The sequence below is a fragment of the Haloterrigena sp. H1 genome, from assembly GCF_005938085.1.
Taxonomy (GTDB): Archaea; Halobacteriota; Halobacteria; order Halobacteriales; family Natrialbaceae; genus Natrinema.
In genome coordinates this window covers 2,942,500-2,955,247 of sequence record NZ_SMZK01000001.1, presented here as the reverse complement: position 1 = coordinate 2,955,247, position 12,748 = coordinate 2,942,500, and the positions used below count along the sequence as shown (strand labels likewise).

The window sequence follows — 12,748 nt, the reverse complement described above, 5'->3', positions numbered from 1 at the left end:
TTCACAGCGCTCCACGCCCCAGTGCGACGACGCGTTCAAAAATAAACTGTATTTTACGCGTTCTTATTCAACGGGGAACATCAATGGAACCTTAACTGATAAGCCCACTAGAGGTTCTATAGAGGGTGTCATAGAACTCTTCCCACGGTGTTGATTACACCCACTCCGATGGTTAATTGGCTGATGAGTAGGGATGCGAACTGAACATTACATTTCTCGATTCAATATAAAAGACTCAGAGAACAGAGGCCTAATCGCTATCGCCAGAAAGATGCCAAAACCTAAGCCTCCCACAACAGCAAAATAATTTACGTTTGTTTTGATAATTACCATATGAAGATGACTTCATCTCGGCGTAAGTTCATGGCTGCGGGAGGTAGTTTGCTTTCAACTCTCTTTGGAGGGTGCTTAACTCACCTCCCTAATTACCCAAGGCTTACATTAAGAATTAATAATTTTGATAATGAAAAAAAAAACTGGGTGAAGGTTGAGTTTTATAGAGAGAATCAGAATGAACGAAGCGAAGCAATCGCGTTTGATCGGGAGTTTGAACTCCAGGCACGCCCAGAAGATCGTCCTACATATACCCTAAAAAAGCAGAATGTGGTTAAGAGCCAACCGTATATTGTTCGTGTTAGTCTGATAGATCTGCCTGCAATACGCGAAGAATACAGATTTTATCCGGATTGTGATGAAAGCGGTGAGTCATCAGAGATCCTCTATATTAATATTAAAGAAGAAGAGTATAATTATCACCCATCGATTTTATTCGACCAGAATGTGTGTAGCGAAAATTCTTGGTGGTATTAAGTGAGAACCTATAGAGAGTCACAGAAGAACCGACTGATAAGTAGGTGTGCGAAGGTATCGATTGGATTTATTTTGACCGAAGTCAATTAGACGATATGGAGCCGTCATTTAGACGCGACTCGCTCATTTTCATCATTATATATGTAACAGGCCTCGTAGCTGTCGGAGCTCTTGGGGCAGTTTTGCTCGGACGTACGCCCTCTGTGTTTCTTCGTGAGGAATTCACTGACCCTATCTGGCTATTCAACTGTATGCTATTGATTGTCCTCTGGTTTTTGACGTATCCAAAACTCCAAAGAAGCTACGAGAGACGAACCAGCTAATTCACCGCTGCTCCGGTAACTACTTGCCCTGTACTTATCGAATCAGGATGCCCGCATAGTAGGTGTGAGACGCGTTCTATGACACCCTAGGTTCTATATGCAACCGGAGCAGACGTTTGGTGAGGGGGGGCTCAACGGTTTTCTCGATGTCGATGAACTCGTCGAGCGTATCGGACTCGACGAAGACGAGGTCGAGTGGCGAAAACACTTCATCGGATTCGACGAGGAGGACGAACAGCGCCTCTCGGATCTCGAGCCGCTGTTGCGGGACAACCGCCAGGAGATCGCCGACGACTTCTACGAGAACATCCTTCAGTACGAAGGAACACGCGAAGTCATCGACCGTTCGCCGAAGGGCGTCGAGGCCCTTAAACAGACCCAGCAGGCGTATCTCGTCTCGCTGGCGACTGGCTCGCACGATCTGTCGTATTTCGAGAACCGGACGCGGATCGGCAAACTCCACGAAATGCTCGATATGCCCCTGAAACACTACGTGGGGCAGTACGGCGTCTACTACGATCTTCTCCTCTCGCGGATGAACGAGCGGGTCCAAAATCAGGTCGTCGACGCGATCGAAGCGTGGGCCGCGGAACGCGACGACGACACCAGCGAGGGCGGTCTCGGGAGGTTCGCCGGCGCGCTGGGATTCGGCGGTGGCGACGACGATACCGACGACGGCCTCGAGGAATCGTTCGAAGCGGCCGTCAGGGACGCCATCGACGACGGCCTCGAGGAATCGTTCGAAGCGGCCGTCAGGGACGCCATCGACGACGGCATGATGGACATCCTCTCGCTGTTGCGGATCATCAACCTCGATATGCAGATCGCGACCGAAACCTACGTCGACTCCTACGCGAAGCGACTCGAGGAGTCGATCGAACGCCGCAAACGGCTCGCCCACGAGGTCGAAACTGACGTGCAGGCACCGCTATCCGAACTCCACGAGTCGGGAGAGATCGTCGCGAAACGCGCCGAGGCGATCAGTCAGCACACGGAGTCGCAGGCGGCTGGTGTCACGCGGGCCGCACGCGAACTCGACGAGGTCAGCGCCGCCGTCGAGGAGGTTGCAAGTGTCGCCGACGAAGTCAGCGACGAGAGTTCCCGAACCGAGCAACTCGCCGCCGAGGGGGTCGAAGCGGCCGACGACGCCTTAGACGAACTCGAGGAAATCGAGAATGCAACTGACCGCGTCGCCGACGCCGCCGACTCGCTCGCGGAGCGGACCGAAGAGATCGACGAGGTCGTCGATCGACTCGACGATCTCGCCGAACGGACGACGGTTCTGGCGGCGAACGCGAAGATCGAGTCCTCCCGTAGTGGCGGCGATGGCGATACGATGGGTGTCATCGCCAACGAAGTGCGCTCGTTCGCCGAGCAGACGAAATCCGACCTCGCGGAGATCGAAACCGCCGTCGAAGCCCTCCGCGAGGACGCCAGCGCGACGGTCGCGACGACTGAGGAGACGGTCATGCGCGTCGACGTCGGGACCGATCGGGTCAGAGAGACCGTCCACTCGCTCGAGTCGATCCACGAGTCGGCACAGAAGACGGCGACGGGAATGGAAGACGTGGCAGCGGCGGCCGACCAGCAGGCTCGGGGCGTCGAAGCGACTGCCGAGACGATCGCCGATCTGTCGCAATCGGCAGATCAGGTCGCGAGCGCCGCAGAGTCCGTCGCCGCGGCGAGCCAGGAACAGACGGCCAGCCTCCGCGAGGTCCGTAACTCGGTGGCACGGCTCACCGGCGACGAACAGGAGACGGAGCCGCCAGTCTACGAGCAAGTGAACTGAAACGGGCTGCTATTATCGGAGTCGGCACCCCGTGATACGGTCTGCTGTCCCGATGTCCTGGCGTACTCGCAGAACGGGTGGCGGGTGCGCTGGAACTGGCTGTACTGTCGGACAGCAGTCAATACGAAGTCGGTCGCGGATTCACGGCCGTTTCCACCGGTGACGGCCGCAGCAGTGCGACTGATCGTCACGTCGTTCTGTCCGGAGGTATGATAGGAGTCCGTATGAGTCCGCACGGATCGATTTTTCGGTGCACTGAACACGACAGCCACTGATCGGTCCGACATGACCCTCGTCGAGTTGACCCGCAACCTCGTTTCGATTCCCAGCCACGACGACGAGACCGCAGCCGGCGAGTTCCTCGAGTCGTGGCTGCGCCGCGAGACCGACGCCGACGTGCGCCGGGACGAGGTTGGAAACGTATTTGCCCGGAAAGGCAGCGGCGACGAGACGCTCGCGCTCGTGGGTCACCACGACGTCGTCGAGCCGGCCGACGCGCAGGTCGCCGCGACGGGCGACGAATACACCATCGAGGAACGCGATGGGCGGCTCTACGGCCGTGGGACGGCGGATATGAAAGGTGCGGTCGCGGCTGCCCTGCTTGCGTTCCGGGATGCCGATCCAGCTGGTGAACTCGTGTTTGCGAGTTTCGTCGGCGAGGAAGTCGGGGGTGTCGGCGCACAGCACGCGATCGAGCAGGGGTTCGTTCCGGCGTATGCCATCGTCGGAGAGGGGTCGACCAACTACTCGGGGCCAGATGTCACTGATGTCGCCGTCGCGCACAAGGGCCGACGCGGGAGTACGATCACCGCCCACGGAACCGCCGCACACGCTAGCGAGGCCGACACCGGCGAGAACGCCATCTACCGCGCGACGGATGCGATCGATCGTGTTCGAGCACTCGAGTCCCCGTCGGTTGACGTGGCGGGCGAGACCCTCGGGGGAAGCCTCACTGTCACCGAGATCGAAGGCGGGTCCGCGTGGAACGTCGTCCCTGCCCGGTGTGCGGTCACCATCGACGAGCGGACGGTGCCGGGCGAGCGTGCGCCGCTCGAGCAGGTCGCGGACCGCGAGGGGATCGAGTGGACCGTCGACCAGGACTGGCCGCCGATGCAGTGTGAGGACGCGGCCTTTGCGGACGCAGTCCTCGAGGCCGCCACGGAGTCACAGACGGCCGATCCCGAACACGTGACGAAACCCCACGCGACCGACGCGGGCTGGCTCTCAGACGCCGGGACGGAGTGTGTGATCTACGGCCCGTCCGAACCCGGCGAGGCCCATACCGACGACGAAAGCGTCTCGATCGTTGTCCTCGAGCGGTGTCGCGAGACCTACCGGCGGGTCGCGGAGACGTGGCCGCCATCACGATAACACAGGCGACGGAACCCAGTCTCGGTCGATCAGAGACCCGGGACGCCGACCGCGCTGAAACTTGTGATCCCGATCGCGGCCAGCACGTAGAGGACGATCAGGACAGTGACCCAGGCGACGAGGCCGATCATCGCGGCGGCGGTCCAGTCGCCGGGGTATCGCCAGTTGATGACAGCGACGTAGGCGAGCAAGACGAGCAACGGGCCGACGAGCGGAATCCACCCGACCAAGAAGCCAACGATCGCCCAGACGATCGACCCGATCAACGCGGTGACGATGGCGTGATCGTACGCCGTTCGACCGACGATGACGCGTGCGCCGGCGTAAATGCCGAGTGCACCGATCAGCAGGCTCGCGAGGAACACGATGATCGACGCGACTGGTGATGCAATGGCCATGTCCGAGTCCACATCGCTCGGCGGAACAGGCCGTTGCTTGCACGTTCTAGCCGACTCCCACGACTCCACCGCCGAGAGTCGACCGCTCGGCGGTGACCGCCCGTGAGCATACTCGAAACACCCGGAACCCGGACGTTGATACCGGTTCCGAGCAAACGATAGGCTATGGCGACCGATCAGGCTGGCAGCGATGCAAGCGAGGCCGACACGTACGAGCGGTTCGAACGACGCGTTAAGCGCATCTCGAACGTTGGCAACGCCGCCGGCATCCTGCGATGGGACCAGGAGGTTGTAATGCCCGACGAGGGGACCCCGGCCCGAGCCCAACAGCTCTCGACGCTGTCGTCGGTCAGTCACGAACTCCTGACTGCCGACGAGACCGGACAGCTGCTCGACGACCTCGAGGACGACGACCTCGCAGACGAACAGGCCGCGGTCGTCCGCGAGATCCGACGCCAGTACGACCGCGAGACGAGCGTTCCCCAGGAACTGGTCGAGGAACTCTCCGCGACGGCGTCGAACGCCCATCCCACGTGGAAACAGGCCCGCGAGGAGGACGACTTCGAACAGTTCGCACCGACGCTCGAGAAACTGGTCGACCTCAAACGCGAGTACGCCGCCCACATCGATCCCGACGCCGATCCCTACGCCGTGCTCTTTGCGGACTACGAGCCCTACATCGACCTCGAGACCGCCGAGCGAGTTCTAGAACGCCTACGCGAGGAACTCGTGTCGCTGATCGACGCGATCCAAGATAGTGATGGCGACCTCGCAACCGATGCCTTCGCGGGCGCGTTCGACGACGACGATCAGGAGGCACTCGCGCGTGACGTGCTCGAGTCGCTGGGCTACGACTGGGACCGCGGCCGACTCGATACCGCGCCGCACCCGTTTTCTTCGGGAACGCAGTTCGACGCACGCGTGACGACCCGCTTCGACGAGGAGGACCTGCTGGGGTCGATCACCTCGACGATCCACGAGTTCGGCCACGCGAACTACACGCTGGGCCTCCCCGACGAGGGCTACGGCACGCCGCTTGGCGAAGCCCGCGACCTGTCGGTCCACGAATCACAGTCCCGTCTCTGGGAGAACCACGTCGGCCGCTCTCGGCCCTTCTGGGAACACTTCCTGCCGGTCGCCCGCGAGCGGTTCCCGAGCCTCGAGGAGGTCTCGCCCGAGGTGGCCTACGAAGCCGCAAACCAGGTCTACGACGACAACCTCATTCGCGTCGAGGCGGACGAACTCACTTACCATCTCCACATCGTGATCCGCTTCGAGATCGAGCGCGATCTGATCCGTGGCGATCTCGAGGTCTCGGAGGTCCCGCAGGTCTGGAACGACAAGTACGAGGAGTATCTGGGCGTGCGACCCGAGACGGACACGGAGGGCTGTCTCCAGGACATCCACTGGTCTCACGGTGACTTCGGCTACTTCCCGACGTACTCGCTGGGCTCGGTCCTCGCGGCACAGCTATATGCCGCCGCCGAGGACGATCGCGGCCCGTTCGACGAGGCCATCAGCGAGGGCGAGTTCGACGAGTTAAACGGCTGGCTCCGCGAGAACATTCATCAGCACGGCAAGCACTTCGTCACACCCGAGTTGATCGAACGGGCCACCGGCGAGGAGTTGACCGCGGACCACTTCCTCGAGTACGTCGAGTCGAAGTACGGCGACCTGTACGATCTCGAGGGATACTGATCGCCGGCGCACCCATCGCGCTTCCGCGACCCTCGTCTTTAGGTCGGTGTCTGCCGATCCGTCACACGATGTCCGAGACACTCGAGCAGCAAACGGCGATCGTCACGGGTGCAAGCTCTGGAATCGGCGCGGCGACCTGCCACGAACTCGCAGCGGCGGGTGCGAACGTCGTCCTCGCGGCACGGAGCGAGGATCGGCTGCGGGAACTCGCCGACGACCTCGAGGCCGACCACGATGTCGATACGCTGGCCGTCCCGACGGATGTCCGCGAAGAGGACGATGTCGACGCACTCATCGAAGCGACCGTCGACCGCTTCGGCGGGATCGACGTGCTGGTCAACAACGCGGGACTGGCCCGCGGGAGCGATGTCGAGTCGCTGACCACCGACGAGTACGAGACGATGCAGGAGACCAACGTCGACGGCGTCTTCTATGCGACGCGGGCAGCGATCCCACACGTCCGCGAGCGCGACGGCCACCTGATCTTCGTCGGCAGTTTCGCCGGCCAGTACCCGCGACCGTTCAATCCCGTCTACGCGGCCTCGAAGTGGTGGGTTCGGGGCTTCGCAAAGAGCGTCGCGGCCCAGGTCGGCGACGACGGCGTCGGCGTCACGATCGTCAACCCCTCCGAAGTCCGCTCGCAGTTTGGGAGCGCCGACGGCGACCCTTTCGTCGAGCGCTTCGACGAAGGGGAGGCGACCGAGCCCGGGGAAATCGCCGCGGCGATCCGCTTTGCTGCAAGCCGGGCCGGTTCGAGCGTGAGCGAACTCGACCTCTACCGGCGGGACAAGTTCGCCGACACCTTCGAATAAAACGAGGGTGGGTGTGCCGGGTGTGGACTCACCCGTACGTGGCTCTCTCCCTCGAGTATGCGACTCTCCATTCCGGGCATGCCGGGCGTCTACTTCGACACCGACGGCGAGTCGACGGCGAAAACCGTCGTACTGACCGCTGCCGGCCGTCGGGCACCGAAACCGCAGGGCTATGCCCTCCAGTTCCTGCCGTACCTCTGGTCGTTCGACCTCGACCTGCGGGAGGTCCCCACTGACCACCCGATTCAGTATCTCCACCCGGAGGGCGCACGGAGTCTGGGGACGCTCACGGACCAGCGTGGCGTCCGTGAGGTCGGCACCGAACTCGAGTCGGTGCTGCGATTCGTCTGGTCGGTCAACCAGGAAGTCGAGTCGGCGACCAGCCAACTGCTAGGGGTGTCGTCCGACGACGACGGCGTCACCATCGAGATTCAGAACGGGGCCGTCACTGCCGACGGCTCGCCGCTCGAGACCGACGCCTTCGACGTCGCCGATCCCGACTCCGGCGGACACTCCGCCGATGATACCGACGGGTTCGGGACCGACGACGAACTGTAACTCACGGCCGGCCACCTCATCGAACCGACGGTGCTCGCCACTACTGCGGGACTTCGATCGTCGCCGACGCCGCCTGCCCTCGAGCGGCGGGCCGGGCCGACAGCGAACAGTATAACTCGCTGGCCCCGCTGGATCGACTCGAGCAATGGGACGTCGCGCGTTTCGGATCGCCTACGACGGTACGGACTACTACGGCTACCAGCGCCAGCCCGACGTTCCGACCGTCGAGGATTCGATTTTCGATGCGCTCCGGGCACTCGGGGTCCTCGAGTCCGACGCGGACAAGCCCGACGGCTATGCCGCCGCCGGCCGCACCGACGCCGGCGTCTCCGCGCTCGCCCAGACGATCGCGCTCGAGGCCCCTGACTGGCTGATGCCGCGGGCGCTGAACGCCGAACTGCCGGCCGACGTACGCGCGTGGGCGAGTGCTGATGCGCCGGCGGAGTTCCACGCAACCCATCACGCGAACCGCCGGAAATACACCTACCATCTGTATGCACCGGCCGACACTGCGGCTGCTTCCGGCACGCAACCTATCGATGACGAGCGCTTTCGGACGGCCTGCAAGGCGCTGTCGGGCACCCACGACGTCCACAACCTGACGCCGGACGACCACAACACCGAGCGCTCGCTGACGCTCGAGGCAGCCCGGGACGGCGACTATCTCGTCATCACTGCCAGCGCAGGCGGGTTCGCTCGAGAACTCGTCCGGCGACTCGTCTCGCTGGCCTGTGAGATCGGGACCGGTGAGTCACCGCTCGCGAAACTCGAGCGAGTGTTCGACCCTGAACCGCTACCCGGTCCCGACGGAGTCGCGCCGGCTGCCCCGGAGCCACTCGTCCTGACTGACGTGGTCTATCCCGACCTCACGTTCGAGATCGACGAGGACGCCGCCGAGACCGCCCGCACCGTGTTCGATCGGCGGCGCATCGAGCGACGAACGGGGGCGCGAGTCGCCGGGCAGGTCGCCGACGGAATGCGGTAGGGCCGGGGAGATGGACCGCGTCAGACGCCGAACCATCGTCGTGTCTTCGCTCTCTCGTACGAGCGCAGTCACTACTCCTGTGCTCTCCTCACGGACCCATCACTGAGACACACCGTGAAAGGGTCCGACACGCTTTACCCCTGGCGCTCCGAAACCCGGGCTATGAGTTCCGTTCCCGACCGCTCCGAGGTCGAAGAGGAATATATCTGGGACCTCGAGAGCATCTACGCGACCGACGACGACTGGGAGGCCGCCTACGAGGCCGTCGCCGAGCGTGTCGCCGATCTCGAGGCCTACGAAGGGCAGGTCACTGACGACGCTGACACCCTCCTCGCGGTCCTCGAGTTACGCGACGAGATCATGCGCGAGGTGTCGACCGTCGCGGCCTACGCCCGCATGCGCCGTGACGAGGACACGACCGACCAGCACTACCAGGCGCTGACCGCGCGCGCACAGTCGCTTGCGGCCGACGCCCAGTCCGCAGCCTCCTTTATCGACCCCGAAATTCAGGAGATGACTCGCGAGGAGTTCGACGACATGGTCGCCGAGGTACCCGACCTCGAGACCTACGACCACTACGTCGACGACGTCCTTCGGATGAAACCGCACACGCGCTCGGCCGAGGTCGAGGCGCTGCTGGCGGACTTGAGCGAGGTGACCGGCGCGACCGGCGAAGTCTACACCATGCTCTCGAACGCCGACATGTCGTTCCCGACCGTCGAGAACCCCGAGGGCGAGGCTGTCGAAATCACGCAGAGTAACTTTACCAACCTACTCAAACGGCCCGATCGAGACTTCCGCAAGCGCGTCTACGAGAACTACTTCGACGAGTGGAAGTCGGTCCGGAATACGGTCGCAGCGAGTTACAAGAACAGCGTCAAAGCCGACGTCAAGACCGCGCAAGCGCGCAACTACGACACGGCACGCGAGGCCGCCCTCGACGGTCCGAACGTCCCCGTCGACGTCTACGACACGCTCGTCGACACCGTCCACGACAACCTCGAGAAGCTCCACCACCACGCCGAGCTCAAACAGCAGGCGCTGGACGTCGACGAACTGCAGATGTGGGACCTCTACATGCCCCTGACCGGCGACAAGGGACCTGATCTCGAGTACGAGCAGGCCACCGAGTACGTCGTCGACGCGCTCGCGCCGCTGGGCGAGGAGTATCAGTCCCGCGTCGCCGAGGGCCTCGATTCCCGATGGGTCGATGTCTACGAGAACGAGGGCAAACAGTCCGGCGCGTACTCTGGCGGTACCTACGACACCCAGCCGTTCATCCTGCTGAACTACCAGCAGGACATCGCCTCGATGTACACGCTGGCCCACGAACTCGGCCACTCGATGCACTCCGAACTCACCAAGGAGGAACAGCCCTACGTCTACTCGGGCTACGAAATCTTCGTCGCCGAGGTCGCCAGCACGGTCAACGAGGCTCTGCTGACCAACCACCTGCTCGAGACCGTCGACGATCCCGAGTTCCGCAAACACGTCTTAAACGAGTTCCTGGAGCGCGTGCGCTCGACGCTCTATCGCCAGACGCTGTTCGCGGAGTTCGAACACGAAACCCACCGCCTCGAGGAAGAGGGCGAACCGCTGACCGCCGATCGGCTGGACGACCTCTACCGCGGACTCAAAGACGACTACTACGAGCCCGCCGTCATCGACGACCGAATCGCCCGCGAGTGGATGCGTATTCCCCACTTCTACCGGGCCTTCTACGTCTACCAGTACGCGACCGGTATCTCCGCCGCGCTCGCGATCGTCGACGACGTCTTGGAGCGTGGCCAGCCCGCCGCCGAGGACTACCTCGAGTTCCTCCGACGGGGCTCTCGTGAGTACCCCCTCGAGCTGCTGCGGATCGCCGGTGTCGACATGGGCAGTTCGGCCCCGATCGATCGCGCGCTCGAGACCTACGGCGAGCGTCTAGACGAGTTCGAGTCGCTACTCGACTGATCGGCATCAGGTTCACGATCAGTCGCTTGCAATCGCCGGGACGACAGTCCTGTTATCCAACAGCCTTGCCTCCGCGACCCAAAGGCACATTTACCGTCCACATCTTATCGGCGTATATCAGGATGTCTCGAAGCCCGTCTATTCCCGACCGACCTCACCGCGATATCGACTCCGATCTTCCCGACGACGAGCGGCTCGAGGCGCTTCGCGGGCACTACGAGGACCTCGTCGACGTCAACGAGCAGCTGTCGGCCCAGCTCGACGACGCCGAGGACCGCCGCGAGCGCTTGCAGGGGAAAGTCGATCGGATCGAACGCGAAAACGAGATGCTCAAGAGTTCGTCGCTGTACATCGCCACCGTCGAAGACGTCCTCGACGACGAGCAGGTCATCGTCAAGCAACACGGGAACAACCAGGAAGTGCTCACCGACGTCTCCTCGCGGATGATCGACCGCGTCGAGCCCGGTGACCGCGTCGCAGTCAACGACTCTTTTGCGATCCAGACCATTCTGAACGCCGAGACCGACGCGCGCGCACAGTCGATGGAGATCACCGAAAAGCCCGAGGTCACCTACGACGACATCGGCGGCATCGACGAACAGGTCCGCGAGGTCCGCGAGGCCGTCGAGCAGCCACTGGCCGAACCCGAACTGTTCGCCGAGGTCGGTATCGATCCACCGAGCGGCGTTCTCCTGTACGGCCCGCCGGGGACCGGCAAGACGATGCTCGCCAAAGCCGTCGCCCACGAGACCGACGCCACCTTCATCAAGATGGCCGGCTCGGAACTCGTCCGCAAGTTCATCGGCGAGGGATCGCGGCTCGTCCGCGACCTCTTCGAGATGGCTCGCGAACGCGAACCCGCCATTATCTTCATCGACGAAATCGACGCCATCGCGACACGGCGCACCGAGTCCAAGACCTCCGGCGACGCCGAGGTCCAGCGGACGATGATGCAACTCTTGAGCGAGATGGACGGCTTCGAGGCCCGCGGCGAGATCCGCATCATCGCCGCGACCAACCGCTTCGACATGCTCGACCGGGCCATTCTTCGCCCCGGCCGGTTCGACCGCCTCATCGAAGTGCCCGAACCCGATGAGTCCGGCCGCGAGCAGATCCTCGAGATCCACACCCGCGAGATGAACATCGCCGACGACGTCGACTTTGCCGACCTGGCTGCCGACACCGACGGCTACTCCGGTGCCGAGATCGAAAGCCTCGCGACCGAAGCCGGCATGTTCGCCATCCGTAACGACCGCGACGAGGTCACCCACGCCGACTTCGTCGACGCCTTAGAGAAGATCGAAGAAGACGACTCGAGCGACGTGGTTTCCTCGGCGGGCTACTTCTACCAGTAACACCACCGCCGACGGCTGCGGGATCTCGATTTCGATGGGCGCTCAAAGTGTAGTTATCGAGACTGCGTTCGGTGAATCGGGTCGAACGCTGCCGATTTCACACATAACTCGACGGTTCAGAGAGCACGTGTCGCAATCTGCCACCGGCTCGCCAGCACAGCCCTGTCGCCCTGTGAGAGAGTCGGTGCGGATGAGGTATCTGCCCGGTTACGATCTCGAATCAGGCGAACTCATCGGCGAAGATGACGTTCTCAGAGCCATCGTAAATGACGTGGAGACCGCCACCACTGTCGGGCGTCCAGTTCGCCTCTTCGGTGTACACGTTATTCACGGACACTGACACCGTGTATTTCGAACCAAACCGCGTTTTGTTGTGGACTGTGTGCGTCTGTGCGGACTCGAGCGTTACCGTTTCGTCGATCGGAATCTTGTCTTCCTGAGTCCGATTCTCTTCGATATTCTCGGCGCGAATCGAGATCGTGATCGGTTCGTCGTGGAGGTTATGGACGGAGACATCCGCGGCACCTGCACCGAGTCGGTGGGGTCGGAACCCTGTTTTCCTCGGAAACGCACACACCCCGAGAGGGCTGGAATAGAGAGCACAACGGCGTCCGCAAGCAGGGATCGGCGGTCAAAAACCATAGTTTCCTAACACTTCTGCCGTCTCGGTGATAACAATTGGTATTACTACCG

General features: G+C 62.3%; 11 protein-coding genes. 9 read left to right on the top strand and 2 right to left on the bottom strand.

What is annotated here, in order from left to right; all coding sequences use genetic code 11:
- Positions 1-339 precede the first annotated feature (339 nt).
- From E2L06_RS14825 to E2L06_RS14810, 3 genes are all read left to right on the top strand, one after another.
- Entirely contained in the window at positions 340-810 is a 471-nt protein-coding gene (locus E2L06_RS14825; protein WP_171052384.1) for a hypothetical protein, read from the top strand.
- Between the two features lie 420 nt (positions 811-1,230).
- Positions 1,231-2,922 carry a globin-coupled sensor protein gene (locus E2L06_RS14820; RefSeq protein WP_138782385.1) on the top strand — a complete coding sequence of 564 codons (1,692 nt, stop codon included), beginning with the start codon at positions 1,231-1,233 and terminating at the stop codon, positions 2,920-2,922.
- A 285-nt stretch (positions 2,923-3,207) separates the two neighbouring features.
- Positions 3,208-4,293 carry a M20 family metallopeptidase gene (locus E2L06_RS14810; protein ID WP_138782383.1) on the top strand — a complete coding sequence of 362 codons (1,086 nt, stop codon included), beginning with the start codon at positions 3,208-3,210 and terminating at the stop codon, positions 4,291-4,293.
- 29 nt (positions 4,294-4,322) lie between these two features.
- Here the strand turns inward: E2L06_RS14810 and E2L06_RS14805 are convergent, their stop codons facing one another.
- On the bottom strand, positions 4,323-4,691 hold the full coding sequence (locus E2L06_RS14805; protein WP_138782382.1) for a hypothetical protein: 369 nt from the start codon (positions 4,689-4,691) through the stop codon (positions 4,323-4,325).
- Positions 4,692-4,856: 165 nt separating this feature from the next.
- Between E2L06_RS14805 and E2L06_RS14800 the strand changes: the two genes are divergently transcribed.
- The 6 genes from E2L06_RS14800 (at position 4,857) to E2L06_RS14775 (ending at position 12,055) form a co-directional block, all read left to right on the top strand.
- Positions 4,857-6,389: a carboxypeptidase M32 gene (locus E2L06_RS14800; RefSeq protein ID WP_138782381.1), complete on the top strand. Its 1,533-nt coding sequence runs from the start codon at positions 4,857-4,859 to the stop codon at positions 6,387-6,389.
- Between the two features lie 68 nt (positions 6,390-6,457).
- Entirely contained in the window at positions 6,458-7,201 is a 744-nt protein-coding gene (locus E2L06_RS14795; protein WP_138782380.1) for an SDR family oxidoreductase, read from the top strand.
- A 57-nt stretch (positions 7,202-7,258) separates the two neighbouring features.
- Positions 7,259-7,759, top strand: a complete 501-nt coding sequence (locus E2L06_RS14790; protein ID WP_138782379.1) for a hypothetical protein — start codon at positions 7,259-7,261, stop codon at positions 7,757-7,759.
- Positions 7,760-7,904: 145 nt separating this feature from the next.
- Positions 7,905-8,744, top strand: a complete 840-nt coding sequence (truA, locus tag E2L06_RS14785) for a tRNA pseudouridine(38-40) synthase TruA (protein WP_138782378.1) — start codon at positions 7,905-7,907, stop codon at positions 8,742-8,744.
- Positions 8,745-8,906: 162 nt separating this feature from the next.
- Positions 8,907-10,700 carry an oligoendopeptidase F gene (pepF, locus tag E2L06_RS14780; RefSeq protein WP_138782377.1) on the top strand — a complete coding sequence of 598 codons (1,794 nt, stop codon included), beginning with the start codon at positions 8,907-8,909 and terminating at the stop codon, positions 10,698-10,700.
- A gap of 122 nt (positions 10,701-10,822) precedes the next feature.
- Positions 10,823-12,055, top strand: a complete 1,233-nt coding sequence (locus tag E2L06_RS14775) for a proteasome-activating nucleotidase (protein ID WP_138782376.1) — start codon at positions 10,823-10,825, stop codon at positions 12,053-12,055.
- A gap of 220 nt (positions 12,056-12,275) precedes the next feature.
- On the opposite strand, the gene E2L06_RS14770 is transcribed toward E2L06_RS14775, so the two are convergent.
- On the bottom strand, positions 12,276-12,632 hold the full coding sequence (locus E2L06_RS14770; RefSeq protein WP_138782375.1) for a hypothetical protein: 357 nt from the start codon (positions 12,630-12,632) through the stop codon (positions 12,276-12,278).
- Positions 12,633-12,748: the final 116 nt, after the last annotated feature.